The organism is Sulfitobacter sp. W074 (assembly GCF_025142275.1).
GTDB classification, from domain to species: domain Bacteria; phylum Pseudomonadota; class Alphaproteobacteria; order Rhodobacterales; family Rhodobacteraceae; genus Sulfitobacter; species Sulfitobacter profundi.
Window position 1 is genome coordinate 139,326 of the sequence record NZ_CP081130.1, and the last position, 23,971, is coordinate 163,296.

The window sequence follows — 23,971 nt, forward strand, 5'->3', positions numbered from 1 at the left end:
GCCCATGGCACAGACACATTCCAACGTCGCCTATCAGGTCATGTGGAACCGGCTGATCTCGGTCGTTGAGGAACAGGCGCAGGCGCTGGTGCGCACCGCCTTTTCGACCTCGGTGCGCGAGGCGGGCGATCTCTCGGCCGGGGTCTATGATACCGACGGTCAGATGCTGGCGCAGGCGGTCACCGGCACGCCCGGCCACGTCAACGCCATGGCCGACGCGGTGGCGCATTTTATCCGCCGCATCGGGCGGCAGAACATCCTTGAGGGCGACGTTTATATCACCAACGACCCTTGGGAGGGGACGGGCCATCTGCATGACATCACCATGGTCACGCCGTCTTTTCACCGTGGCAAGCTGGTCGGCTTCTTTGCCTGCACCGCGCATATCGTCGACATCGGCGGGCGTGGCTTTGGTGCGGATGCGGCGAGCGTCTACGAAGAAGGGCTTTACCTGCCGATCATGAAATTCGCCGATGCGGGCAAGGTCGACGCGACACTGGTGCGGATCATCCGTGGCAACGTGCGCGAGCCGGATCAATTGGTCGGCGACATCTACGCGCTGACCACCTGCAACGAGATCGGCCACCGCCGGTTGATCGACATGATGGAGGAGTTTGCCCTCGACGATCTCACCGGCATCGCGGGTTTCATCCTCGACAATTCCCGCCGCGCCACGCTGGAGCGGATCGCGGCGCTGCCACGCCAGCAGGCGACCGGCGAGATGACGATCGACGGCTTCGACACGCCGATCACGCTGAAGGTCACGGTGAGCATCAAAGAGGATCACATCCTGTCGGATTTCGCGGGCACCAGCGGGATCGACAAGAAGGGCATCAACTGCCCGCTGGTCTATACCAAGGCCTATGCCTGCTACGCGTTGAAATGCGCCATCGCGCCGGAGATTCCCAACAACGCCGCCTCGCTAGAGCCGTTTCGGATCACCGCGCCCGAAGATACCATCGTAAACGCCGTGCACCCGGCACCCGTGGCCCTGCGGCACATCGTGGGTCACTTCGTGCCCGATACGGTCTACGCGGCGCTGGATCAGATTCTGCCCAATCTTGTCCCTGCCGAGGGGGCGGGCTGCCTGTGCAACTTCCAAGTCAGCCTGCGCCCCCGCACCGATGCGCAGGCGCCTAAAGGTGCGCGCCGGGCCGAGGTGCTGACCTTCAACTCCGGTGGTTCGGGCGCGCGGCCGCAGCATGATGGGCTGAACGCCACAGCCTTCCCCTCGGGCGTGATGACCATGCCGGTGGAGGCCACGGAACATGCCGGTCCTGTGGTGATCTGGCGCAAAGAACTGCGCCCCGACAGCGGCGGCGCGGGTCGCCAGCGCGGGGGGCTGGGGCAGTACATGGAAGTCAGCGCCCGCGCGGGGCATGAGTTCGACATGCAGGCCATGTTTGACCGCGTCGATCACCCCGCCCGTGGGCGGCAGGGCGGCGCCCCCGGTGCCCCGACCACCATCGCCCGCGACGATGGCACGCCGATGCGCGGCAAGGGCAAACAGTTCGTGCCGCATGGGGCAAAGGTGATGATGGCCTTTCCGGGGGGCGCGGGCTACGGCCCCGCCATCGAGCGCCCCAAGGACTTGGTGAAACGCGACCTTTTGCGCGGCTATATAAGCGCCGAGGTGGCTGCGGCGGACTATGGGCTGAGCGCCGAAGACATCCGCGAGGTGCAAGAGGCGATCCGCAAGGGCACGGACCTGTGAAAGAGTTATCGCTCAAGGGTTTATAAGCGCACGGGGGTCATTGACTGTTACAAAGCGCGGGTGTTCCTTGGCCCCATCATGCCAAGAGGAACCCAGTGATGTATGTGATTGAACCCCCAAAGCAAAGCAGCCTTGCCGTTCAAGGCACCAGCGACCGTTTCCCGGTGCGCCGCGTCTTTTGCGTGGGCCGTAACTATGAGGCGCATGTGCTTGAGATGGGCAATGACATGCGCGACCCGCCGTTCTTTTTCACCAAACCCGCCGATGCCACGCTGGATACGCCCTGCACCGTGCCCTATCCGCCGCTGACGGAGGATTTCCACTTCGAGGCAGAGCTTGTCATCGCCATCGGCAAGGGCGGCGCAAACATCGCAGAAGCGGATGTAATGGATCACATCTGGGGCGCATCTGTGGGCATCGATTTCACCCGCCGCGACCTTCAGGCACAGGCCAAGAAGATGGGCCGCCCGTGGGACTGGTCCAAAGCCTTTGACAATTCCGCGCCCATCGCGCCGATCCTGCCCATCGCCGATGTCGCCTCGGTGGAGAAGGGCCGCCTATGGCTGGCCGTGAACGGCGAGATGAAACAGGAGGCCGATCTGTCACAGATGATCTGGTCGGTGCGCGAACATACCGCGACCCTGTCGCAGGCCGTGACACTGGCACCGGGTGACATCATCATGACCGGCACGCCCGCCGGTGTCGCGGCGGTGAAGCCCGGCGACGTGATCACCGGAGGTGTCGATGGCATCGCCGAATTCGAGGTCACCGTCGGCCAGCGCGGCTAAGGCGCGGCCCGGTCTAGGCCCCGGCCAGCGTGCGTTCTGCACGCGCGCGGGCTTGGGCGGCCAGATCGGGCAGGCCAGTCTTTTCATATACGTCGCCCAGCATCAGGTTGAGCGGTACGCCATCGGGGTCATAGGTCCGGCGCATCTCCAACACCTGCTGCGCGGCGGAGGCCCGGCCATCGCGCACCAGCGCATCAAGGTGGATCTGCTCGAAAAGATCGCGCTGCGCATGGCTGCCACCGCATTCGGCCATGCGGGGCAGGGCCATGCCAAGCTCACGGATCGCTGTGGCCCAATCCCCCTTGGCATGGGCGGCGATGCCGCGGGCGGCGGGCAGCGCGACCTCGGCCCATGCGGCATGGTCATGGGCGGCAGTCTCACTCGCGCGGGCCTTGATCGCAGCAACCATCTCTGCCGCCTCGGGCCGCCCTGTGCGGCAAAGGGCATAGAGATATTGCAGCGTCAGGAAGGGGCTGACCGTATCCGCCCCCCGTGCCGCCACATGGTCGGCCACATCGCCCCAACGGTCGCCCACATCGACGCCCGCGAACTCCATCCGCGCCAGCAGGGACACCGCGCCGACTTGGTCTTGGGAATAGTCTTTCTCAAGCCCCCAGATATGCTGGTCATAGGCGGCGCGCACGTCGTCATGGCGGCCTTGCGACAGATAAAACAGCGCCAGATGCCACCAATTGTGGCTGCGCATGAACGAGTTCAGATCAGTCCATGTCTCGGCCACGCTTTCCATAAAACGCGCGCCTTCCGCCACGCGGCCTTGCGTTAGCATCACATGGGCCAGCGCGTGATGCGCCCAGGGCTCATCGTGGCGCAACTCCATCGCGCGGCGGGCGGCGGCCTCGGCCCGGTCAAGCAGGTGGCACTGCTCGTAGCCAAAGGCGATCATGCCGTGGGTATAGGCGATGTCTTCGGCCTCGGGCAGGGATTTTAGCGCCATGCGCAACATTCCGGCGGCATCGCCTGAGTTGAACAGGTGGTATTGCGCCAGTTTGAGCATCGCCAGATCGCGCGGCCATTTGTCGGTGATGGCGTCACAGGCAGCGACGAGGGCGGGCACATCGCCGTGGATCCAGTGGCTTACAGCGCGGATGATCTCTTGCTCCCGGGCGTTGGCCCCGGTCGCGGCTGTGGCGCGTTCCAGATAGGGGCGGGCTTTTTCCGGAGCGATGGGGTGCTCAAGGAACATCCACAAAAGGGCGGCATAGGCATTGACCAGCGGCCCCTCCGGGTCGGCATCGGCTGCGGCGATGATGCCTGCGGCTTTGGGCTGGTAGGACAGAAAGCCGTGGATGAAATCGTTGATCGCCTGCAGGGGTTCCGGGCGGCTGGCAGAGGTTTCCAATCCGTAAAGGTCTTGTGTCATCTCGGGTCTCCGGCGGTGGCGTGGAATTGGCGCAGGTGTTGGGCGACAGCTTCGGCAGCGTCCCAATGGATCGAGTGGCCTGCGTTTGGCAGGGTGGTCTGCGTCACGTTCGGGATCTGCGCAAAGGCGTCCTCGGCGGCGGCGCGGGGGATCAGCAGGTCTTCGGCGCCGTGCAACACTTGGGTCGGGCACCGAAGATCGGCAGGGCGCACCGTGGGGCGAAAGCCGCGTAGCGCTTCGAGTTGATGGGCCATGGCATCCGCGCTTTGCGCATGGGGATAGGCCAAGGCGGCGGCAAGGGCGGTCTCAGTATTTGTCGGATCGGAAAAGAAGCCGGGGGTAAAGACCCAAGGGTAGAGCGCGGGCAGCCAAAGCTGCTCCCCTTGCGGCGCGCGGCGCACGGCCAGCAGCGCGTCGAACACCGCCATGGTGCGCGGCGCACGGACCGGGGCAGAGGCGAGGATGCTCATCGCTTGGATGCGCTCGGGCGCAAGGCCAAAAAGCTCCATCGCCATCAGGCCGCCCATGGAATGGCCGACAACGTGAAACTTTGCGTGCCCCAGTTCATCCATCAACGCCAGCGCATCACGGGCCATCTGCCCGACGGAGGTTTCTGCGTCCCACGGCGTTGTGCGCCCGGTGCTGCGGTTGTCAGGCCGGATCAGCGTGAAATGATCCGAAAGCATCGGTGCCAAAGCGCCCCAGCTTGCACTGTCGCTGAGCATGCCTGCCAGCATCAGCAGTGGCGGGCCGCTGCCGTCGACCTCGTAATGAAGGGAGATATCGGAGAGGGGTAGATCAGGCATTCAGCGTGCTCCAACAAGGCAGAAGATCCCCTTGGGCGGGGGAGGCGGCATAGATCGCGCGGGCAATGGCCCGCGACAGGCAAAGCGCGGCGGCATGGCCGATCATCGCCACATCCCCCGCAGGTCGCGCCGCGGTCGAGAGGGAGAAGACCAGATCGCCGTCATTGGGCATATGCGCGGGCACCACCGCGCGGGCGATGCCGTCATGGGCGGCCACGGCAACGCGCTGGCATTCGGCTTTGGCCAACGTGGCATCGGTGGCAACGATGGCGATGGTGGTATTGGCGCGGGCCGACATGGCCGCCATCTTGCGGCTTTCAAAGGAGAGGCCCAGCCCGGCGGAGGGGTCGGGCCCCAGCCCGCCAAACTCTCCTTCGATCTCAAAGGGGGCGGCGTGGAAATGGCGGTCGCCGGGGGTGGTGACGGCGCCCACCGGATTGGCCCCCACCAGCGCACCGACCATGCTGCCATCGGGCAGTTGCAAACTGGCCGAGCCGAGCCCGCCTTTGACCATCGCGCTGAGCGCGCCGGTGCCCGCGCCGACAGAGCCTATTTCAAACTCTTCGCCGGCCGCTTCCATGGCCTTGCGGCCCAGATCGGCATAGGGGTTCTGCGCCCAATCCTTGTCTCCGCCGTTGAGTAAATCAAACAGGATCGCGCCGGGCACCAGCGGGATCAGCGCATCGCCGACGCGAAACCCGCGCCCCTGCGCGCGCAGGGCATCCACCACGCCCGAACAGGCATCCAACCCATAGGCAGAGCCGCCCGAAAGCACCAGCGCATCGACCGCCGCCACGGTCTTGTCGGGGGCCAGCAGATCGGTCTCGCGCGTGCCGGGGGCGCCGCCCATGACGTGGACGGAGGCGGTGAAGGGCGCGTCGCCGATCAGCACGGTGCTGCCGGATTTCAGCCGCGCGTCCTGCGCGTTGCCGACCTTCAGCCCTGCCACATCGGTGATCAGGTTGCGCGGGCCGGGGCGCATCGGCGCGGTCATTGGGCGCATCCGCGGGCTGCCGCGCTATTCACGTGAAACATCCCCGTAATGGTGCAAATGGGCGAGGGGTCTAACAGTGGCATCGTCACTCCGGCATTGATTTCAGGCGGAGTTTGCGCGCTTCCCCAGCGGATGCCAAGGCCTCTGCTGCCAGAGACTCGCCCAACCGGATGCGCGCCATAAAAATGGGCGCGCAGGTTGCCCCGCGCGCCCGATCCCTCCGGCATGGCCGGTTGGTTTATTTTTGCTCTTCGGCGACAGCGGCGGCGACGGCTTCTTCGAAGATCGCGAGGCCCTCTTCGACGATGGCGTCAGATGCGGTCAGCGGAACCATCACGCGCACGGCGTTGCCATGCATGCCACAGCTCAGCAGCAGCAGGCCGCGCTTGAGGGCGTGGGCGATGACGCGCTTGGTGAAATCGGCATCGGGTTTGGCGCTGTCAAAGTCGGTTACGAATTCGACGGCGACCATGGCACCAAGGCCGCGGATATCCCAGAAGCGGTAGGGCGCCGACCGCGCGCCGATTTCGGCAAAGCGGGCTTTGAGCGTTTCGCCCATCGCGGTGGAGCGGGCCAGCAGACCTTCGTCTTCGATCGCCTCAATCGCCGCCAGCGCTGCAGCACAAGCCACCGGGTTGCCGCCATAGGTGCCGCCCAGACCGCCGGGGGCCATCGCGTCCATCACATCGGCGCGGCCAATCACACCGGCCAGCGGGTACCCACCGGCCATGGATTTCGCCACGGTGATTAGGTCCGGCGCGACGCCGGAATGCTCAATCGCGAACCATGTGCCGGTGCGGCCAAACCCGGCCTGCACTTCGTCGGCGATCAGCAGGATGCCGTGCTGGTCACAGATTGCGCGCAGTTCTTGCATCATGTCGAAAGGCACAGGGGTATAGCCGCCTTCGCCGAGCACTGGCTCGATGATGATCGCGGCAACGCGCTCGGGCTGGGCATCGGTGAGGAAGAGGTTCTTCAACCCGGTCAGCGCGTCCTGCACGGTGATCCCGTCGCGCACCGAAGGGAAAGGCGCACGGAAGACATCTGCCGGGAAAGGGCCCACGTCTTTTTTGTAGGGCGTGACCTTGCCGGTCATGCCCAGCGTCAGCAGGGTGCGGCCATGGTAGCCGCCGGTGAAGGCGATGATGCCCGGACGACCGGTGGCAGCGCGGGCGATTTTCACTGCGTTCTCAACGGCTTCGGCGCCGGTGGTGACAAGCAGCGTCTTTTTGGGTGCCTCACCCGGGGCCAGCGCGTTCAGTTTCTCAGCCAGTTCGATGTAGGGGCCGTAGGGCACGACCTGAAAGCTGGTGTGGGTATAGTGATCTTCTTGCGCCTTGGCGGCTTCGACCACTTTGGGGTGGCGATGGCCGGTGTTCAGCACGCCGATGCCCCCGACGAAATCGATGTAGCGGTTGCCTTCGACATCCCACAGTTCGGCATTCTCGGCGTATTTCGCATAGATCGGCGCGGCAGAGGCCACACCGCGCGGCACGGCGGCGTCGCGGCGCGCGACGAGGTCGGCATTCGTCTGACCGTCGGGTTTGGTGGCGGGATTTGCTTCGACCACTGTCATCTGCGGCGCGGCTTTGGCCTTGGCAGAGGATTTGCGGTGCGATTTCTTGACGGTGCTGGACATGGAACAGATACCTTATTGCGAAAGAGAGAGGGGCAGTGACGTGTCGTTTAAAAAATCCATATTCCGTTTAATATAATTGTCAATCGCGAAGGCAGAGCCTATCTAACAATTCCCAAAATCATCGGTTGCCCCTCCGCCACGATGCCCGGTCGCAACGCCGATGCCCACAAAGGACAAGTCATTGAACGTCGGCGATAAACTTAGAGCGATCCGCAAGAAACATGGGTTGTCCCAACGTGAGCTTGCGGCCAAGGCCGGGCTGACCAATGGCACGATCTCGCTGATCGAAAAGAACCGGACGAGCCCATCAGTCGCATCGCTGAAAAGTCTGCTGGACGCGATTCCCATCAGCATGGCGGAGTTCTTCTCGATCCTTGAGGAGGACGACAGCGCCAAGGTTTTCTACCGCGCGCAGGAACTGACCGAGATTTCGCCAAGCCATCAGGGCGGCGTATCGCTGCGCCAATTGGGCAATGCCGCGCATCACGCGCTTCAGGTGCTGCATGAAACCTATGAGCCCGGCGCGGATACCGGGCCGGAGTTTCTGAGCCATGAGGGCGAAGAAGCGGGCGTGGTGGTGCGCGGCAGCATAGAGGTGACGGTCGACGGCGCAGTCAGCCTGTTGAACGCCGGGGATGGCTACCTGTTCGACAGCCGCCTGCCACATCGGTTCCGCAATATTGGCACCGACCCTTGTGAGATTGTCAGCGCCTGCACGCCGCCCAGCTTCTAAAAGGCACCCTATAAATATCGACCGCCCCGAGCGTTCTGCTCGGGGCGGTCGATAGGGGTGTCAGGTCTTAGTAGTCTGACCGGTAGTTCGACCTTTGGGTCTCCGGTTGCTGTTTGTCGCGCCCGGCACGGTCCTCATCTGGATGAAGTTCCCGTCGGCCCGTCGTGAGGGCCAAGATGATGACCGCGGCTAAGGTCAGGATGGTCAGACCGCCGAGAAAGAGCTCTGTGGTCATCTCCGTGTTCCTTTTTGCACTGCGTTTCAGGTGCTCAACCGCGCGCAAGCCAAAGGGTTCCGACAAATTTTTCGCCTGTAACGAGTCTGTGACCTGCGGGCCACGTTTCCGGCCAGATTCCGCTGACCGATAGCGCGTCAGTAGTCGTAGATCATCTTGCTGTCGGTCGGGACGTGGAAATTAACCCGGATTTGGTATACGCCATCCGTGGTTTCAACCTCGACCTGACCGTTCAACTGGCGGGTAAAGGCAAGGATCAAACGAGAGCCGAGCCCGGTGCCGGATTTCACCTCTTCGGGGTTGCCGATGGTGTTGCGGACTTCAATCATCGCCTGTTCCGGCCCGGTCTGGATCAGCTTGAGCGAAATGAACCCTTTGCCATGTTCGACCGTCGAGACGTATTTCAGCGCGTTGGTCAGCGCCTCTGACACCAGCAGGGTGAGGGGGGCCGCATCGTCGGCGTCAATCTTGATCGGCTCAAAGGATTGCTCAACCTGCACGCCCGAACCAGAGGCCAGCCCGACCGATAGCATCTGGCCTACAATCTCGTTCAGCAGTTCGCTGGCGTTGACCCGCACCAGATCGTCATTCTGGTAGAGGTTCTTGTGCACGGTGGCGAGGCTGAGGATACGATCCTGCAAGCGCCGCAGAACAAAACGCGCGTCTTCGCTTTTGGCCTGCCGGATCTGCATGTTCATGATCGACGAGATAAGCTGAAGGTTGTTTTTGACCCGGTGGTGGACCTCTTTCAGCAGGATGTTCTTTTGCCGAAGACTGTCTTCGAGCGTCGCCTCATCTCGCAGGATCGATTCCGCCATGCCGACAAAAGCGGATTCCATCTCGACCAATTCGGTGGGCACCGAGGGGCCAAGCGTCCCGCGCGGCAGGGTGCGGTTCAGCGCAAAGCGACGCATCTGCCGGCCAAGCTTGCGAATGTGGTTGATCGCCAGCCGGTTCAACGCCCAGAAGGCCACGATCAAGCTGGCCAGCCACATGACGATGGGCAAAAGCGCGCTCAGGCGGGTGGAAACGCCCGTGTCCAGAAACGGGGTGTTTTTGGGCCACACGCTCAGCGCAAAGACCGTGTCTGGCACGATTGGGACGATCACATAGGCGCGGTCTTGGCCATCGAAATTCTCTGAAAGGAAGACGTTGGGTTCTTTGGTGGTCAACAGCGACAAGGCGACATCGCTGGGGTATTCCTTTTTGGCAACGGCCAGCCCGTTTTCCGTGGTCAGGATGTGGCCCATCTTGTTGAGGGTCATCATCGCGACGCTGCTGTGTTTGCTCTTGGGTTCGCGTATCGCGTTGATAGCGTCTTCGGGAATGCTGAGCGCCATGAAGCCGATCAATTCGCGCTCTTCGTAGACCGGCGCGTTGATCAGCGTGACCATCTGATTGCTGACCGCCCCTTGCAACACCGGCATCGCACGACGGACCGGTGTTTCCACCAGTGTTTGAAAGTTCTCATCCTCGGAAAAGTCATGATCCTGCCCCGTGGAGGAGCAGGTCATTTTCCCGTCTAGCCCGATGAAACCCACAAGCGAATAGATGTCTGACGCTTGTTTGTATTCCTTAAGGAAGGCGGTGCATTCCTCTGGGTCGTCCCGCCTGAGACGCACGATAGAGGTAAGCGCTTCGGCGGCGCCGAAAGCCTCTTGGATCACCCGGCGTTCCGCGGCAGAGGCCTGTTCTGTGACGGCGATCAGCGATAGCTCTGCGCTTTGGCGGCTTTGATCCGCAATCTGCCGTGTCTGCACAACCGCGATCAGCCCGATGGGCAAAAGCGCGAGAGACAGAAACAGCAGAATACGGATCGTCAGCCCACGCATCAGATCACCGCTGAAGAAGCCAGACGTCATATTTAGAAAGAAGAAACTTTAGAAGCGGATAGGACTGACATTGTCGCGTCATCGGTCATTTCAAGCGACTCGTCGTCATGGTGACCCAGCAGTTCAGCAAGGCGGGCACGAGCCCGGTTGGTGCGGCTTTTGATGGTGCCTACGGCAACGCCACACATGTCTGCAGCTTCCTCGTAGGAGAAGCCAGAGGCCCCCACAAGAAGCAGCGCTTCGCGTTGCTCATCCTTCAGCAGGGCAAGCGCCTTGCGGAAATCCGTCATCTGCATGTGGCCATCATGTGCAGGCTTTTCGGCCAACCCATCGGTCAACACGCCATCAACGTCTGAGACTTCACGTTTCGCCTTGCGGCGCGAGGAATAGTAAGTGTTCCGCAGGATCGTGAAGAGCCAAGCACGCATGTTCGTGCCCTCTTGGAACTTTTCGATGTTGGTCCACGCCTTGACCAAGGTGTCCTGCACCATGTCGTCTGCCGTGGCACCATTGCGTGTCAGGCTGATGGCAAAGGCCCGCATGGCCGGCAGATGTTCTACCAGCTCGTCGCGCGGATCGGGACGGGTCATTATGACGTTCCTTTTTCTGAATCCTGTTCCTTCAACTTCTGAAGCAGATCCTTGAAACGATCAGGGATGCCTTCATCGAGCGTCTCATCGAAGACACGCTTGAGGTTGTCGTCGATGACGCGCTCGCGCTCGTCCTTGTTTCCTGAATTCACTAACATCACCTCTGGCATCGTCGTCTCGTTTGAATAATTATGTACGCATACTGGAACCAAACACAATGTCGACGTGTTTGGTTCCAAGAAAAGTAAAAAAGGATTCGACTAGATGAACGATGCGACACAAAAGACCAGCATCAGCGATGAACTGGGTGCCAATATCCCCTACCTTCGCCGGTTCGCGCGGGCGATGACTGGCAGCCAGACCAGTGGTGACACCTTCGCCGCGGCGGCGCTGGAAGCCATCCTGGTTGATCGCTCGGTGCTCGATGGAGTAGACACAAAGACGGGTCTTTTCAAGGTTTTGTACGGTATCTGGGCCAGCGCAGGTGCCCCGGTGGAAGAAGGCGAAAGCGGCCCCCGCGCCAAGGCGCAGCGGCATCTGTCGAGCCTGACCAACAACAGCCGCGAAGCGCTGCTGCTGCACACGATCGAAGGCTTTTCGCATGGTGAAATCGCCAAGATCATTGGCGTGGATGAGGCCGAGGCCGATGAGCTGATCCAGATCGCACACCGCGAAATGGCCGACAGCACCTCCGGTTCGGTGATGATCATCGAAGACGAAGCCATCATCGCGATGGACATCGAGTCTATCGTTGCCGAGATGGGCCACCGGGTGACTGGTATCGCGCGCACCCGTGATGAAGCGGTGAAACTGGGCAAAGCCGATGTGCCGGACCTGATCCTCGCGGACATCCAATTGGCCGATAACTCTTCGGGTATCGATGCAGTGAACGATCTGCTGAACGAGCTTGGCATGCGTCCGGTGATCTTTATCACAGCCTTCCCCGAGCGTCTGCTGACCGGTGACAAGCCAGAGCCTGCATTCCTGATCTCCAAACCCTATTCGGTGGATCAGGTCGTCTCGGCTGTCTCGCAAGCGATGTTCTTTTCCTCCACGGAAACGCTCAACGCCTAAGCCGGGCCAGAAAAACAGGGTTCCCCGCGCTTTGCTTTGCGCAGGGAACCCTTTGCATTCAGCGCCCGCGCTGCCTATCGTCAGTCAAACATTCAGGAGGCCCACATGGCCAAGACCCCGACCGCTGCCGCAAAAGATCTGACCATCGACGATCTGTCGGATCAGATCGCGCTTCTTAAAAAAGACATCGCATCGCTGACCGAAACCCTGGGCGAATACGGCAAGGCCAAGTCGGAAGAGATGCGCGACAACGCCCGCAACGCGGCGAATGATTTTGCCGACACAGGGCGCCTGAAGGCGATGGAGGCCCAAAAGCAAGCCGAGGAATTCCTGCAAGCCCAGCCCGGTACCGCCCTCGGCATCGCCGCAGGCATCGGTTTCCTTGTCGGTCTTGTGACGGCCCGCCGCTAAGATGCTTTCCTCGGTGATGAACCATCTGCGCGGCTCCCTGCGGCGTGCGCTGCGCACCGCGATGCTCAGCGCCGGGGCCGCGCTCTTTCTGCTGATCGGGCTGCTGTTTCTCACGCTTGCGGCATGGCTTTATCTCATCACCGTCACCACAGCGCTCACCGCCGCGCTGATCCTCGGCGCGGTCTATTTTGGTGTTGGTTTTCTCTTGCTTGCCATGGCCGGATCCGATCGCGCGCCCGCCGCTCAGGCCCCCCGTCAGGAAGACCCCTCCGCGACCGAACATGACGGTCTCAAGAACTTGGTCATGGCATTTCTGGCTGGCATAACCGCGGGTCAGAAAGCGCGCCGTTAACAGCGCTGAGCAGATTGCCACTGGAAAAGGGGCGGGTGATGAACCTCAGCCTCCTTTCGGCCTCCGCCAATCGGGGCGTATCGTTCATGATACAGACGATTGGAAACCACTCCCGCAGGTTCGACAAATCCGACAGATGCTGGTGCAACTGATCGCGCCGCAGCGACAGGACCGCGAATTCGATGTTGTCGATGTTTTCCACCAGCTTGCTGAGATCAAACGTCTCTAAAAGGCGAATTTGCGATTGCGGAAACGCAGCAGAAAGCGTTTCATTTATGTCTGAACAGACCAACGGGTCCGGTTCGTAGATCAAAATCGACATGGTCTTCCCCCGGGTTAGCAAAGTTGTCGATTTAGGGGGCGCGCCACGAGGGCGCATTAAACTAAGACATAAGAAGGCAAATTTTATCTGATGACGACACAATGCCGCTATTGCCCTCTCCGTCGCAAAGATGCCTTCCTGCCGATGTCGAAAGATGAAGTGAACTTCATGGAGAAGTTCAAGTCCGGTGAGCTGACGGTTGAGCCGGGCACGCCGATCCTGCTTGAGGGGTCAAACTCACCCCAGCTTTACACGGCCCTGACCGGGATGGGCATCCGCGACAAGACCTTGGAAAACGGCAACCGGCAGGTCATCAGCTTTGTCTTCCCCGGCGATTTCATCGGCCTGCAGGCAGGCATCATGGGTGAAATGGGCCATTCCGTCGAAGCCCGGACCCATATGCGGCTTTGCGTTTTCAACCGCAGCGAGTTCTGGAATTTCTTCAAAAACCACCCCGAACGCGCCTTTGACATCACTTGGTTGGCCGCGATCGAAGAGCATTTCATGGGCGAAGTCCTTGCCACCATTGGCCAACGCACCGCGATGCAGGCCATCGCTTGGGCGATGGTCAAGATTTTCGAACGTGGCCAGTCGCTGGGGATGGTCACCCACAACCAGATGCTGCTGCCCTATTCACAACGCGATCTGGCCGATGCGCTTGGCCTGTCGGTAGTGCACACCAACAAAACCCTCGGTGCCCTGAAAGAACGCCAGTTGCTTTCGTGGTCCGACAGGGTGCTTCAGATCAACGACCTCGCCGCCTTGGCGAAAGCGGGGGTGACCGAACTTGAGGGTCGCCAAAAGCGCCCCCTGCTTTAACAGCTACTCTTGCGTGATATCGATAAAGGTATCTGCGGCCTCGGCCCCACGTTGCCCGCGCGGTTTGGCCGGGCCGATGGTGCTGTCCGGGCGCGTCCGGCGTTCGACCTGCGCGTTCAGGGCCGCGCCGAATAGGATCAGAAAACTGCTGATCCAAAGCCAGACCAACATCGCAATCACAGCCCCGATCGAGCCATAGACCTGATTGTAGTTGCCGAAATTGGCGACGTAATAGGAAAACCCGATCGAAAGCACCGCCCAAGACATCACCGCCAAAATCGCCCCGCTGCTAAGCCAAGGCAATCGCGCCGCGCGCCGGTTCGGCCCGAAACGGTAAAGCACACCCACACCGGCAAACAAAACCGCCGTCGCAACGGTCCAGCGCAGCAGGTCGGCCACGGCGTTGCCAAAGGGTCCAAGCGGGATGAACGCCAGAATGATGGGTGCGACCACCACCGCCAGCAGCGCCACAATTCCGACCCCCACAAGGCTCACCGTCAACATCAAGGCATGCAGGTAATGTTTCGCAGCATTGCGGTTGCGCTCGTTATAGACAGCGTTCAGACCGATCACCATGGCACCCACACCGGCCCGCGCAGACCACAGCGCCACCAGCAGCGATACAATACCGGCCCAACCCAAGGTATCGGCCCGCGCGGTAACCAGCCCGGTCACCTGCGTATTGATAATGTCATAGACATCATCCGGCAGCAGCCCGCGCACATCCTCCAACTGGGCAATGACCACAACAGGGTCCGAGATCAGCCCCAAAAGCGCAATCAGCGCCGCCAGCGCGGGAAACAACGACAGCATCGCGAAAAACGCCACCCCGGCCGAGATCAGCGCAAGGTTATCGTCGGCCGCTTGCTTTAGGCTCGCCTTGAAAGCATCCCAATAGATCGCCGGTCGGGTCGGAGGTCTGCGCAGCACCAATGCCAATCCTTTCAATTCGGCCCCGGCCAAAACCGGGACCGCTTCGCGTTAGCTGTCCTCCACATCGTCGCGGACCTGCCCCCAAGCAACAAGGGTGAAGATCAACGTGCCGCCGATGATGTTGCCGACAAGCACCGGCAGGAAGAAGCCAAAGATCGCCTGACCAAGCCCCAGCCCGCCATGCAGAATGAGCGCTGCCATCTCGACTGACCCGGCGACGATATGGGTGAAATCCCCCGCAGCAATAAGCCAGGTAAAGGTCAGGATCAGGAAAAACGCCGCCTCATCCGCTTCGGGCAGCATCCAGACGATCAATGCCACGATGACCCCCGCCGGAATGGCCCGCCAAAACCCCTCCGCCGCCGGCATGCCCGTCGCGTGTTCCGAAAGGCTGATGATGGCGGGCAAAACCTCCGCCGGGATGGCGGGCGTATAGATAAACAGCGCGGCCGCCGCGAAGGCCCCGATCACATTGGCCCCCAGCACAACGGCCCAAAGCCGCATGAGCCTGCACAGAATATTCAGGCTACGTTCCTGCATCAGGGGCAAGACCGTGGTGATGGTGTTTTCGGTAAACAATTGCATCCGGCCCATGATGACCGCGATGAACCCCAATGAATAGCCGAGGTTCTCCAGCAGAAAACGCCAGCCTGCATCTGGCAAATAGGTTCGGAAAATCGCCTCCCCCAAGACCGAAAGACTGATCAGCATCCCCGCGGATATCCCCGACCAGATCAACGACCGGTTGGTGCGGTTCAACTCATCGCGCCCCTCGCGCCGGATCACCTCATAGATCAGCTTGGGCGACAGCGCCGCCGCCTCACTGACAGAGCGTTCTTCCGCCTCTTCCTGCACGGCAGAGGTAGGGGGCTTTTTCTGGATCAGTGGGGCCATTCGCGTTCTTCCTGAAATTCATGGACATGATGAACATAGCCCGCCGAAGCCCCCTGCACAGTAAAAAGCCCCAGGCTGCTTAATCCGCGCGCCCCAAACAACAACGCCCCGCCAATCTCGCCCCCACCGGGGGGAGTGTCCCCCCCCTTCAACTTCATCCTTTCTTAAATACCGATCCCGCACCCTCAATCAGACGGATCAGCCGCGTTCTCCCCCACCGGCACTCAACGCCAACCCCTCGACAATAGCCGTCAGCGCCGCCCCCCGATGCCCTTCCGCGTGCGGAAAGCGTGTGCGCATTTCGGCCTCGACCACCTCCATCAGGCTCGACCCGCCGACAAAGATCAGCCGGTCCACGGCGCCGGGCGCGATGCCTGCGTTCCGCGCTGTCGTCTCCGCTGCATCCCCCATCTGTGCGGCCAGTTTCGAAAGCCGCTTGCGCATCCAGTCACGGGGCAGGGGCAAAGTTGCGCGGGGTTTGAGCATCGACACGTCGATTACCGGCTCTGCATCCCCCTCGGCCCCTGCGCCATTGGCGCGGATTTTGCCCGCTTCGACGGCAAAAGCAAGATCATGACCAAGCTCTTCATCAAGCACTTTAACCAATCGTGCCAGACGCTTGGGGTGTTCGGCAAACTTATGCAATTCCGCCGCCGCCTTGCGGGTGTCAGCGCCGTAGAGAAACGGAATTTTCGCCCAAGTGGCCAGATCGTTGAAGATCGCATTGGGCGCGATGTGGGTGTCGCCTCCGAAAGCATGGCGAATTTCGCTGCCCATCCCAAGCTGCGGCATCACCCGCCCGATGGACAAGGACCGGTCAAAATCGGTCCCGCCAAGGCGGATGCCGTGGCTTTCCAAAATGTCGATCTCATCATTCCCGCGCTGGCGGAAAAGCGTGAAATCAGAGGTGCCGCCGCCGATATCGATCACCAGCCCCAGATCCCCCGGTCGCAGCGCGGCGCGGTTGGCAAGCGCGGCGGCTTCGGGTTCGTTCATGAAATCCACATGGTCGAAACCGGCCCGGCCATAGGCCTCGCGCAGGTCTGTCAGCGCTTGCGCATCGCGCGCGTCATCGGCTGAATGAAAGCGCACCGGACGGCCAGAGAGTGCTGTGTCGAACTGCATCCCCGTGGCGGCTTCGGCTTGCGTTTTCACCCGCGCCAGAAACCGCGCCACGATGTCGATAAAGTCCAGCCGTTCACCTAAAAGCACCCGCCGCTCGCGCATCAGCCGGGTGCCAAGCAGGCTTTTCAGCCCGCGCATATAACGGCCCTCGGCCCCGGCCAGCAGCGCGTCAGAGGCGGCGGCGCCGATCCGCATTTCACGCGCTTCGAAATCAAAAAATACCGCCGTCGGCAGGGTCTGCGCCTCGGCCTCTAGTGCGATCAGTTGCGGGGTGCCGTTGACGGCGATGCCCGCCGCGGTGTTGGACGTTCCAAAATCAATCCCCAGCCTGGCCATGACGTTCTCCTAATGCCTTCTCACGGGCGGTCCGATGCGCAGCGCGCCCGTGCAAAGCACCCGCGATACCCTTCTCGCGCGGGCTTGGCAACGAAGGCTGGCGCGTCGCGCGGCTTTTGGCTAGCCTCGCAAAAAAATACGCCAATATGGGAGAACTTCATGAACCGTTTGAACCGTTTGATGACCGGTGTGGCCAGTGCTGCATTGGTTGTCGCCGCCACCAGCGCCTTCGCCAAGGACGACATCACCGTCGCCATGCAGCTTGAGCCGCCGCACCTTGATCCGACCTCTGCCGCGGCCGGGGCCATCGACTCGGTGCTTTATACCAATGTCTTCGAAGGGCTGACCCGTTTCATGGGCGATGGCTCTGTCGTGCCGGGCTTGGCTGAGTCCTGGGAGATTTCCGAAGACGGGCTGACCTATACGTTCAAGCTGCGCGAGGGGGTCACCTTTCACGATGGCACCACGATGGACGCCGAGGACGTGAAATTCACCCTCGACCGGATCAACGCCGAAGACAGCGCCAACGCGCAAAAGACGCTCTATGCCGCAATTTCCGAAGTGAACGTCATTGACCCGCAGACCGTTGAGGTCAAACTGAGCGAACCGAATGGCAACATGCTGTTCAACCTCGCTTGGGGCGACGCGGTGATCGTCGCACCTGAAACGGTCGAGGCGATCAAGCAAACCCCGATTGGCACAGGCGCGTTCAAGTTTGAGAACTGGAATCAGGGCGACAAGATCACTCTGACCCGGAATGACGACTATTGGGGCGAGGCGCCCGCGCTGGCCAGCGCGACCTTCAAGTTCATCTCGGACCCGACAGCGGCTTTCGCTTCGGTCATGGCCGAGGATGTCGATGTTTTCACCGGCTTCCCCGCGCCGGAAAATATCCCCCAGTTCGAAGCGGACCCGCGTTTCCAAGTGCTGATCGGCTCGACCGAGGGGGAAACGATCCTATCGATCAATAACAAGCGCGAACCTTTCGATAACGTTAAAGTCCGCGAGGCCGTGGCCCATGCCATCGACCGTCAGGCAATCATCGATGGGGCAATGTTTGGTTATGGCACGCCCATCGGCACCCATTTCGCGCCGCATAACCCGGACTACGTCGATCTGACTGAGATGAGCAGCTACGACCCTGAAAAATCCAAGGCGCTGCTGGCCGAGGCCGGTTTCCCCGATGGGTTCGAGACGACGTTGCACCTGCCGCCCCCATCCTACGCCCGCCGCGGCGGAGAGATCATCGCAGCCCAGCTGGCCGAAGTTGGCATCAAGGCGCAGATCACCAATGTCGAATGGGCACAGTGGTTGGAAACGGTGTTCAAAGGCAAGGATTTCGGTCTGTCGATCGTCAGCCATACAGAGCCGATGGACATCAACATCTACGCCAACCCGGACTATTACTTCCAATATGACAATGCTGAGTTCCAGTCGCTGATAACCGAGTTCAACAAGACGGCAGAACCCGCAGCGCGGACCGAGATGCTGGCCAAGGCGCAGCGCATGATCGCCGAAGACTATGTGAACGGCTATCTGTTCCAGCTCGCTTTCCCGACGATTGCCAAGGCGGGTGTCGAGGGGCTTTGGGTAAACGCGCCCACGCAGGCCACCGACCTGACCGGTGTAAGCTGGGCGGAGTGATCCATAGGATCGCGTTTAAGCATTAAAGAAGGGCGCGCCGTGAGGCGCGCCCTTCTTAATTAAATGCGAAGACCTATTAGTCTTTGCCACGCAGGTTTGCTGCGGCTTCGCTAACCAGCGCGTCGGGGTTCTGGTTACAGACGACCATGAAGTCTTCCATTTCCTGCTCCATTTCCGTGTCGGCCATCTCGTCAGCTTCTTCGGAATCTTCGACGGCTTTTGTATCGTCGATCAGGGAATCTTCGGTTTCTTCAGCGTCTGTCGCTTCAGCAGCAGAGATGTCGCTCGGCTCGGAACCGTCGTTTTTGGTTTCGGTGATCATGGAGCCACCGTGGTCGCCATCTTCCAGCTCGGCAATTGCCATGGAAGCGACTTTCATTTTGTCTTCATCGCTCAATTCTTGGTACTGGGCGCAGGTCATGGTGGCCATGTCCATGTGAGCAGCGGCGAAGGCGGGTGCGGAAACGGTGCCCAGAAGGCCGGCGATCGCAAGTGTTTTCAAAGTCGTTTTCATTTTTATTCTCCAGTTTTATCTGTTCTCCCGAAGACAACACCGCATAACGGATATGGTTCCAGCGCATAGCGATTAGGAACGGGAAAACGGCAGTTTCAGTGCATAACATGCTCACAATGCTGGATTCTTTCGATGTGCACCCCGGCCCCGCGCTGCCTGGGCCTTAAAAATTCAGCATTTCTCTCTTTCTCCTCTGGGAAACTGCACGCGGGCTCTGGACCCTCCCGAGCGTGCCGCCTAACCTCCGCGCTATGTTGCGCTATGCGTTGAAAAGATTTCTCTCCCTGCTCATCAGTCTCGCGGTCGCGTCGCTGGTGATCTTTATGGTGATCGAGGTCGCCCCCGGCGATCCGGCCTCCTTTATGCTGGGCCTGAATGCACAGCCAGAAACATTGGCCGCGCTGCGCAGTGAACTGGGGCTCGATCAGTCCCGACCGGAGCGTTACCTTGAGTGGGTCGGTGGCATGCTGCGCGGCGATTTCGGCACATCCTACACCTATCGCACCCCGGTGACCGAGATGATCGGTGACCGGCTTTGGGTCTCTGTGCCCTTGGCGCTTTATGCGCTTTTCCTCTCTGTCATCGTGGCCTTTCCGGCGGGCATCTACGCCGCCTCCCGCCGGGGGCGGGCGGGCGACGTTGGCGTCATGGGGGCAACGCAATTGGGCGTGGCGGTGCCGAACTTTTGGTTCGCCATGATCCTCGTGCTGATCTTTTCGATCAACCTGCGCTGGTTTTCGGCAGGCGGTTTCGTCGGCTGGGACAAGGGGCTTTTCGCCGGGCTGCATGCGCTGACCCTGCCTGCCATCGCGCTGGCCTTGCCGCAGGCGGCGATCCTCGCGCGGGTCATGCGCTCGGCCCTTCTGGATGTTCTGGGCGAAGATTTCATGCGGACCGCGCGGGCCAAGGGGCTGACCGCGCGACAGGCGCTTTGGCGGCACGGGCTGCGCAATGCGCTGATCCCGGTGCTGACGATCATCGGCCTGCAGTTCTCTTTCCTGTTGGCCGGGTCGATCATCATTGAGCAGGTTTTCTATCTACCCGGCCTTGGGCGGCTGGTGTTTCAGTCGATCTCGGCGCGGGATTTGATCGTGGTCGAGTCGGTGGTGATGCTCTTGGTCTTTTCGGTGATCTTGGTGAATTTCCTTGTCGATCTGGCCTATGCCGCCGTCGATCCCCGGCTGAGGGCGCGCACATGAACCGCAATTTGATCCTTGGTGCTGCGCTGACTTCGGTCTTTCTATTGGCTGCGCTGATTTCCTTTGTCTGGACGCCCTATGACTATGCCGGGCTCGACATCGCGAACAAGCTGCACAGCCCTTCGCTGGCGCATCCCATGGGCACCGATCACTTTGGCCGCGATATCCTCAGCATGATCATGGTCGGCGCGCGGACCTCTATCGCCGTAGCGTTGGTGGCGGTGGGCATCGGCATGGGCGCGGGCGTGCCGCTGGGGCTTTGGGCCGCAGCGCAGCGCGGGAGCCTCGTGGATGAGGTCATCATGCGCGGCAATGATCTGGTCTTTGCCTTTCCGGCCATTGTCATCGCCATTCTGATCACGGCGGTCTTTGGCGCCGGGGCGATCAATGCGATCATTGCCATCGGCATCTTTAACATCCCCGTTTTCGCCCGGATCACACGCGGGGCGGCGCTGTCTTTGTGGCAACGTGAATTCATCCTCGCCGCGCGGGTCGCGGGCAAATCCGCCGCGCGGATCTCGGCTGAGCATATCCTGCCCAATGTCGCCAATCTGCTGATCGTGCAGGGGACCATCCAATTCTCTCTGGGTATCCTTGCCGAAGCGGGGCTGAGCTACGTCGGCCTTGGCGCGCAGCCGCCGGTGCCGTCATGGGGCCGGATGTTGGCCGATGCGCAGACGATGGTCAGCATCGCGCCGCATATGGCCTTGATGCCCGGTTTCGCAATCATTCTGACGGTGCTGGGGTTGAACTTGATGGGCGACGGGCTGCGGGACATGCTTGATCCCCGCCTGAGGGTGGCACGCACATGACGCTTTTGACTGTCTCCAATCTCTCGCTGTCGATCCACGGGCTGCGCATCCTCGACGGGGTGACCTTCTCTGTCGCACCGGGAGAGATCGTGGCCGTGACCGGGGAAAGCGGCTCGGGCAAGTCGATGACCGCGCTGGCGGCAATGCAACTGCTGCCAAAGGGGGCCACGACCACCGGCCATATAATGCTGGGCGATGATGACCTGAGCCAGATGAGCGAAGCGGCCCTGTGCGGCGTGCGCGGCAATGACATCGGCATGGTGTTTCAAGAGCCGATGACCGCGCTGAACCCGGTGCAGACCATTGGCCGCCAAGTGGCCGAAACCATCCGCGTGCATGAACCCGGCGTGTCGCGCGCCGAGGCTGAGACCCGCGCCGCCGATACGCTGACCCGCGTCGGCTTGCCGCAAGATCGTTTCCCCCTGTCGCGCTATCCGCATGAGCTGAGCGGCGGGCAACGTCAGCGGGTGGTGATCGCCATCGCCATCGCCCTGCGCCCCCGTCTGCTGATCGCCGATGAGCCGACCACGGCGTTGGATGTCACCACGCAGGCACAAATCCTTACCCTGCTGACCCGTCTGGCGCGCGAAGACGGTATGGGGCTGTTGATGATCACCCATGACCTTGCCGTCGTGGCCGATATGGCCGACCGCATCATCGTCATGCGCAAGGGTCAGATCGTCGAGCAGGGGGAAACCCAAACCCTGCTGCATGACATGCGCCACCCCTATACCAAAATGCTTTTCGACGCCTCCCGCCATGAGGTGAACCTGCCCGAGCCGCCCGCGCCCCAGCCGCTGTTGGAGGTCAAGGGCGTCTGCCGCGATTACCATCTGCCGCGCAAAACGCTGTTTGGTGCGCCCGGCACATTCCGCGCGGTGAACAACCTCAGCTTTACCCTGAACCGGGGGGAGCGTTTGGGGCTGGTCGGGGAATCCGGTTGCGGGAAATCGACCCTGACTCGGGCGATTTTGGGTCTGGAACAGGTGCAAGAGGGCAGCATCACCGTCGATGGTCAGCCCGTCTTCACCGGGACCAAGCCGAACCTTGCCGTGCGCCGCAAGATGCAGGTGGTGTTCCAAGACCCTTTCGGCAGCTTCAATCCGCGCCACCGCGTTGATCGGTTGGTGACCGAGCCTTTCCACCTGCTCGACAGCGCGCCGCAGGGGGCGGAGCGGACCCGCGCGATTGACGAAGCGCTGACCGCCGTGGGGCTGCGCCCCGCAGATGCGCGCAAATACATTCACGAATTCTCGGGCGGGCAGCGGCAGCGGATCGCCATTGCCCGCGCGCTGATCATCCGGCCAGAGCTGATCCTTTTCGACGAGGCGGTCAGCGCGCTGGATGTCTCAGTCCGCGCGCAGATCCTTGATCTGCTGGCCGAGCTTTGCAGCCATTATGATCTGACCTATCTCTTTATTTCGCACGACCTGTCGGTGGTGCGCACGGTGACGGACCGGGTGCTGGTGATGCAGTCCGGCAAGATCGTAGAGGCCGGAGAGACCGCGCTGGTCTTCGATGCGCCGCAGCATGAATATACCAAATCACTCATCGCCGCCGCGCCGGTTCTGCCGGATTTGCCCCAGCCTGTAGGGTAGGCTTTTGGGGTCGGGTTACGCCATGAAAGGGAGTTGCATTGATCGCGATGGCAATCCGACCTAACCTGAATTCGGGGATTCCCGCCACAAGGGCATGTCTGCTTGGGCCTGAACGGCGCGTTAGAAATTTCCCTGCCCAGTCAATTGCCTAAAGGCTGCGGCGCTCTACTTGTGCATGCAATGGTGTCCGCCTAAAGGGTGGTCCGCCAATATAACAATGGGAGACATCTTATGAAAATGTTCAAAATGCTCGCAATGACCGGTGCCATGGTGGCCGGCACTGCGGCCATGGCGCAGGAAAAGTTCATCACCATCGGCACCGGTGGCCAGACGGGCGTTTACTTCGTCGTCGGTCAGTCGATCTGTCGTCTGGTGAACCGCGGCACAGCGGACCACAACCTGAAATGCACCGCGCCGTCGACCGGCGGGTCCATCGCCAACATCAACGCGATCAAAGCGGGCGACATGGATATGGGCGTTGCCCAGTCCGACTGGCAGTTCCATGCCTATAACGGCTCCTCGCAGTTCGAAGGCGACAAGTTCGACAACCTGCGCGCGGTCTTCTCCGTGCACGGTGAGCCGTTCAACGTCATCGCCCGTGCCGACAGCGGCATCGAGTCCTTTGATGATCTCAAAGGCAAGCGCGTCAACATCGGCAACCCCGGTTCCGGTCAGCGCGCCACCATGGAAGTCGTGATGGACGCCAAGGGCTGGACGCTGGACGATTTCGCACTGGCTTCCGAACTGAAACCAGCCGAGCAGGCCGCCGCTCTGGGCGACAACAAAGTGGATGCGATCATCTACACCGTTGGCCACCCGAATGGTTCCATCCAAGAAGCCGTGTCGACCATCGACGCCAAGCTGATCCCCGTGGATGGTGATGCGATCCAAGGTCTGATCGACGACAACCCCTATTATGCCGAGGCCACCGTGCCGGGCGGCATGTACAAGGGCACCGACAGCGACATCAAAACCTTCGGCGTGAAAGCGACCTTTGTGACATCCGCTGATGTGGATGACGATGTGGTCTATCAGGTCGTGAAAGCTGTCTTTGACAACTTCGACCGTTTCAAGCGTCTGCATCCGGCGTTCGAGAACCTGACCCAAGAAGAGATGATCTCGGGCGGTCTGTCTGCGCCGCTGCACCCCGGTGCAGAGAAGTATTACAAAGAGCAAGGTTGGATCGAGTAATCTTCGCGTGACATGATAGCTCTGGCGGCGGTACG

At 61.2% G+C, this 23,971-nt stretch carries 25 protein-coding genes; 12 read left to right on the forward strand and 13 right to left on the reverse strand.

The window, feature by feature from the left end:
* The first annotated feature begins 4 nt into the window (after positions 1-4).
* Positions 5-1,714, forward strand: coding sequence for a hydantoinase B/oxoprolinase family protein (locus K3762_RS00655; RefSeq protein WP_132443999.1), 1,710 nt, complete (start codon positions 5-7; stop codon positions 1,712-1,714).
* A 98-nt stretch (positions 1,715-1,812) separates the two neighbouring features.
* Entirely contained in the window at positions 1,813-2,502 is a 690-nt protein-coding gene (locus K3762_RS00660; RefSeq protein WP_132444000.1) for a fumarylacetoacetate hydrolase family protein, read from the forward strand.
* A 13-nt stretch (positions 2,503-2,515) separates the two neighbouring features.
* Here K3762_RS00660 and K3762_RS00665 read toward each other — a convergent pair whose 3' ends face one another.
* From K3762_RS00665 to gabT, 4 genes are all read right to left on the reverse strand, one after another.
* The gene (locus K3762_RS00665; RefSeq protein ID WP_132444001.1) at positions 2,516-3,883 is read right to left on the reverse strand and encodes a tetratricopeptide repeat protein; all 1,368 of its coding nucleotides are present in this window, start codon (positions 3,881-3,883) and stop codon (positions 2,516-2,518) included.
* Positions 3,880-4,689, reverse strand: coding sequence for an alpha/beta fold hydrolase (locus K3762_RS00670; RefSeq protein WP_260010900.1), 810 nt, complete (start codon positions 4,687-4,689; stop codon positions 3,880-3,882). Before K3762_RS00670 ends, K3762_RS00665 begins: the two co-directional genes overlap by 4 nt.
* A complete protein-coding gene (locus K3762_RS00675) occupies positions 4,682-5,671 on the reverse strand; it encodes a P1 family peptidase (protein WP_260012842.1) in 990 nt (329 codons plus the stop codon). Before K3762_RS00675 ends, K3762_RS00670 begins: the two co-directional genes overlap by 8 nt.
* Positions 5,672-5,921: 250 nt before the next feature.
* A complete protein-coding gene (gene gabT / locus K3762_RS00680) occupies positions 5,922-7,322 on the reverse strand; it encodes a 4-aminobutyrate--2-oxoglutarate transaminase (RefSeq protein WP_260010902.1) in 1,401 nt (466 codons plus the stop codon).
* 181 nt (positions 7,323-7,503) lie between these two features.
* On the opposite strand from gabT, the gene K3762_RS00685 reads away from it, so the two are divergent.
* The gene (locus K3762_RS00685; RefSeq protein WP_067623976.1) at positions 7,504-8,055 is read left to right on the forward strand and encodes a cupin domain-containing protein; all 552 of its coding nucleotides are present in this window, start codon (positions 7,504-7,506) and stop codon (positions 8,053-8,055) included.
* 67 nt (positions 8,056-8,122) lie between these two features.
* Here K3762_RS00685 and K3762_RS00690 read toward each other — a convergent pair whose 3' ends face one another.
* The 4 genes from K3762_RS00690 to K3762_RS00705 all read right to left on the reverse strand — a co-directional run bounded on the left by K3762_RS00690 (position 8,123) and on the right by K3762_RS00705 (position 10,882).
* Complete coding sequence (locus K3762_RS00690) at positions 8,123-8,290, reverse strand: hypothetical protein (RefSeq protein ID WP_165935537.1); 168 nt, start codon at positions 8,288-8,290, stop codon at positions 8,123-8,125.
* A 137-nt stretch (positions 8,291-8,427) separates the two neighbouring features.
* The gene (locus tag K3762_RS00695; protein ID WP_260010904.1) at positions 8,428-10,152 is read right to left on the reverse strand and encodes a sensor histidine kinase; all 1,725 of its coding nucleotides are present in this window, start codon (positions 10,150-10,152) and stop codon (positions 8,428-8,430) included.
* Between the two features lie 2 nt (positions 10,153-10,154).
* On the reverse strand, positions 10,155-10,712 hold the full coding sequence (locus tag K3762_RS00700) for an RNA polymerase sigma factor (protein WP_067623982.1): 558 nt from the start codon (positions 10,710-10,712) through the stop codon (positions 10,155-10,157).
* Complete coding sequence (locus K3762_RS00705; protein ID WP_201722086.1) at positions 10,712-10,882, reverse strand: NepR family anti-sigma factor; 171 nt, start codon at positions 10,880-10,882, stop codon at positions 10,712-10,714. The genes K3762_RS00700 and K3762_RS00705 overlap by 1 nt, the downstream gene beginning before the upstream one ends.
* A gap of 94 nt (positions 10,883-10,976) precedes the next feature.
* Between K3762_RS00705 and K3762_RS00710 the strand changes: the two genes are divergently transcribed.
* The 3 genes from K3762_RS00710 (at position 10,977) to K3762_RS00720 (ending at position 12,549) form a co-directional block, all read left to right on the forward strand.
* The gene (locus K3762_RS00710) at positions 10,977-11,786 is read left to right on the forward strand and encodes a response regulator (RefSeq protein ID WP_067623984.1); all 810 of its coding nucleotides are present in this window, start codon (positions 10,977-10,979) and stop codon (positions 11,784-11,786) included.
* Positions 11,787-11,891: 105 nt separating this feature from the next.
* A complete protein-coding gene (locus K3762_RS00715) occupies positions 11,892-12,197 on the forward strand; it encodes a YqjD family protein (protein ID WP_067623987.1) in 306 nt (101 codons plus the stop codon).
* 16 nt (positions 12,198-12,213) lie between these two features.
* Entirely contained in the window at positions 12,214-12,549 is a 336-nt protein-coding gene (locus tag K3762_RS00720; RefSeq protein ID WP_120352111.1) for a phage holin family protein, read from the forward strand.
* Here the strand turns inward: K3762_RS00720 and K3762_RS00725 are convergent.
* A complete protein-coding gene (locus K3762_RS00725) occupies positions 12,500-12,871 on the reverse strand; it encodes a hypothetical protein (protein WP_132444004.1) in 372 nt (123 codons plus the stop codon). The genes K3762_RS00720 and K3762_RS00725 overlap by 50 nt on opposite strands.
* A gap of 90 nt (positions 12,872-12,961) precedes the next feature.
* Here K3762_RS00725 and K3762_RS00730 point away from each other — a divergent pair, with 90 nt between their 5' ends.
* Complete coding sequence (locus tag K3762_RS00730; RefSeq protein ID WP_067623991.1) at positions 12,962-13,690, forward strand: Crp/Fnr family transcriptional regulator; 729 nt, start codon at positions 12,962-12,964, stop codon at positions 13,688-13,690.
* Positions 13,691-13,693: 3 nt separating this feature from the next.
* Here the strand turns inward: K3762_RS00730 and K3762_RS00735 are convergent, their stop codons facing one another.
* The 3 genes from K3762_RS00735 to K3762_RS00745 form a co-directional block, all read right to left on the reverse strand.
* Positions 13,694-14,623, reverse strand: coding sequence for a YihY/virulence factor BrkB family protein (locus tag K3762_RS00735; RefSeq protein WP_067936468.1), 930 nt, complete (start codon positions 14,621-14,623; stop codon positions 13,694-13,696).
* Between the two features lie 48 nt (positions 14,624-14,671).
* Positions 14,672-15,517, reverse strand: coding sequence for a formate/nitrite transporter family protein (locus K3762_RS00740; protein ID WP_067623994.1), 846 nt, complete (start codon positions 15,515-15,517; stop codon positions 14,672-14,674).
* 198 nt (positions 15,518-15,715) lie between these two features.
* Positions 15,716-16,978, reverse strand: a complete 1,263-nt coding sequence (locus tag K3762_RS00745; protein ID WP_132444005.1) for an Hsp70 family protein — start codon at positions 16,976-16,978, stop codon at positions 15,716-15,718.
* A 159-nt stretch (positions 16,979-17,137) separates the two neighbouring features.
* Here K3762_RS00745 and K3762_RS00750 point away from each other — a divergent pair, with 159 nt between their 5' ends.
* Positions 17,138-18,622 carry an ABC transporter substrate-binding protein gene (locus tag K3762_RS00750; protein WP_132444006.1) on the forward strand — a complete coding sequence of 495 codons (1,485 nt, stop codon included), beginning with the start codon at positions 17,138-17,140 and terminating at the stop codon, positions 18,620-18,622.
* 76 nt (positions 18,623-18,698) lie between these two features.
* Here the strand turns inward: K3762_RS00750 and K3762_RS00755 are convergent, their stop codons facing one another.
* Positions 18,699-19,136: an HdeA/HdeB family chaperone gene (locus K3762_RS00755; RefSeq protein ID WP_120349853.1), complete on the reverse strand. Its 438-nt coding sequence runs from the start codon at positions 19,134-19,136 to the stop codon at positions 18,699-18,701.
* A 251-nt stretch (positions 19,137-19,387) separates the two neighbouring features.
* Between K3762_RS00755 and K3762_RS00760 the strand changes: the two genes are divergently transcribed.
* The 4 genes from K3762_RS00760 (at position 19,388) to K3762_RS00775 (ending at position 23,936) form a co-directional block, all read left to right on the forward strand.
* Positions 19,388-20,335: an ABC transporter permease gene (locus tag K3762_RS00760; RefSeq protein WP_120349854.1), complete on the forward strand. Its 948-nt coding sequence runs from the start codon at positions 19,388-19,390 to the stop codon at positions 20,333-20,335.
* Complete coding sequence (locus tag K3762_RS00765) at positions 20,332-21,147, forward strand: ABC transporter permease (RefSeq protein ID WP_260010908.1); 816 nt, start codon at positions 20,332-20,334, stop codon at positions 21,145-21,147. Before K3762_RS00760 ends, K3762_RS00765 begins: the two co-directional genes overlap by 4 nt.
* Entirely contained in the window at positions 21,144-22,745 is a 1,602-nt protein-coding gene (locus tag K3762_RS00770; RefSeq protein ID WP_132444008.1) for an ABC transporter ATP-binding protein, read from the forward strand. The genes K3762_RS00765 and K3762_RS00770 overlap by 4 nt, the downstream gene beginning before the upstream one ends.
* Positions 22,746-22,976: 231 nt before the next feature.
* Positions 22,977-23,936, forward strand: a complete 960-nt coding sequence (locus K3762_RS00775) for a TAXI family TRAP transporter solute-binding subunit (RefSeq protein WP_067940950.1) — start codon at positions 22,977-22,979, stop codon at positions 23,934-23,936.
* The last annotated feature ends 35 nt before the right edge of the window (positions 23,937-23,971 follow it).

What these genes read in the sequence shown, in the direction of transcription:
- K3762_RS00655 (WP_132443999.1), top strand. Translation starts at nt 5, where the DNA reads ATGGCACAGACACATTCCAACGTCGCCTATCAGGTCATGTGGAACCGG.
- K3762_RS00660 (WP_132444000.1), top strand. Translation starts at nt 1,813, where the DNA reads ATGTATGTGATTGAACCCCCAAAGCAAAGCAGCCTTGCCGTTCAAGGC.
- K3762_RS00665 (WP_132444001.1), bottom strand. Translation starts at nt 3,883, where the DNA reads ATGACACAAGACCTTTACGGATTGGAAACCTCTGCCAGCCGCCCGGAA.
- K3762_RS00670 (WP_260010900.1), bottom strand. Translation starts at nt 4,689, where the DNA reads ATGCCTGATCTACCCCTCTCCGATATCTCCCTTCATTACGAGGTCGAC.
- K3762_RS00675 (WP_260012842.1), bottom strand. Translation starts at nt 5,671, where the DNA reads ATGCGCCCCGGCCCGCGCAACCTGATCACCGATGTGGCAGGGCTGAAG.
- gabT (WP_260010902.1), bottom strand. Translation starts at nt 7,322, where the DNA reads ATGTCCAGCACCGTCAAGAAATCGCACCGCAAATCCTCTGCCAAGGCC.
- K3762_RS00690 (WP_165935537.1), bottom strand. Translation starts at nt 8,290, where the DNA reads ATGACCACAGAGCTCTTTCTCGGCGGTCTGACCATCCTGACCTTAGCC.
- K3762_RS00695 (WP_260010904.1), bottom strand. Translation starts at nt 10,152, where the DNA reads ATGACGTCTGGCTTCTTCAGCGGTGATCTGATGCGTGGGCTGACGATC.
- K3762_RS00700 (WP_067623982.1), bottom strand. Translation starts at nt 10,712, where the DNA reads ATGACCCGTCCCGATCCGCGCGACGAGCTGGTAGAACATCTGCCGGCC.
- K3762_RS00705 (WP_201722086.1), bottom strand. Translation starts at nt 10,882, where the DNA reads ATGCCAGAGGTGATGTTAGTGAATTCAGGAAACAAGGACGAGCGCGAG.
- K3762_RS00710 (WP_067623984.1), top strand. Translation starts at nt 10,977, where the DNA reads ATGAACGATGCGACACAAAAGACCAGCATCAGCGATGAACTGGGTGCC.
- K3762_RS00715 (WP_067623987.1), top strand. Translation starts at nt 11,892, where the DNA reads ATGGCCAAGACCCCGACCGCTGCCGCAAAAGATCTGACCATCGACGAT.
- K3762_RS00720 (WP_120352111.1), top strand. Translation starts at nt 12,214, where the DNA reads ATGAACCATCTGCGCGGCTCCCTGCGGCGTGCGCTGCGCACCGCGATG.
- K3762_RS00725 (WP_132444004.1), bottom strand. Translation starts at nt 12,871, where the DNA reads ATGTCGATTTTGATCTACGAACCGGACCCGTTGGTCTGTTCAGACATA.
- K3762_RS00730 (WP_067623991.1), top strand. Translation starts at nt 12,962, where the DNA reads ATGACGACACAATGCCGCTATTGCCCTCTCCGTCGCAAAGATGCCTTC.
- K3762_RS00740 (WP_067623994.1), bottom strand. Translation starts at nt 15,517, where the DNA reads ATGGCCCCACTGATCCAGAAAAAGCCCCCTACCTCTGCCGTGCAGGAA.
- K3762_RS00745 (WP_132444005.1), bottom strand. Translation starts at nt 16,978, where the DNA reads ATGGCCAGGCTGGGGATTGATTTTGGAACGTCCAACACCGCGGCGGGC.
- K3762_RS00750 (WP_132444006.1), top strand. Translation starts at nt 17,138, where the DNA reads ATGAACCGTTTGAACCGTTTGATGACCGGTGTGGCCAGTGCTGCATTG.
- K3762_RS00755 (WP_120349853.1), bottom strand. Translation starts at nt 19,136, where the DNA reads ATGAAAACGACTTTGAAAACACTTGCGATCGCCGGCCTTCTGGGCACC.
- K3762_RS00760 (WP_120349854.1), top strand. Translation starts at nt 19,388, where the DNA reads ATGTTGCGCTATGCGTTGAAAAGATTTCTCTCCCTGCTCATCAGTCTC.
- K3762_RS00765 (WP_260010908.1), top strand. Translation starts at nt 20,332, where the DNA reads ATGAACCGCAATTTGATCCTTGGTGCTGCGCTGACTTCGGTCTTTCTA.
- K3762_RS00770 (WP_132444008.1), top strand. Translation starts at nt 21,144, where the DNA reads ATGACGCTTTTGACTGTCTCCAATCTCTCGCTGTCGATCCACGGGCTG.
- K3762_RS00775 (WP_067940950.1), top strand. Translation starts at nt 22,977, where the DNA reads ATGAAAATGTTCAAAATGCTCGCAATGACCGGTGCCATGGTGGCCGGC.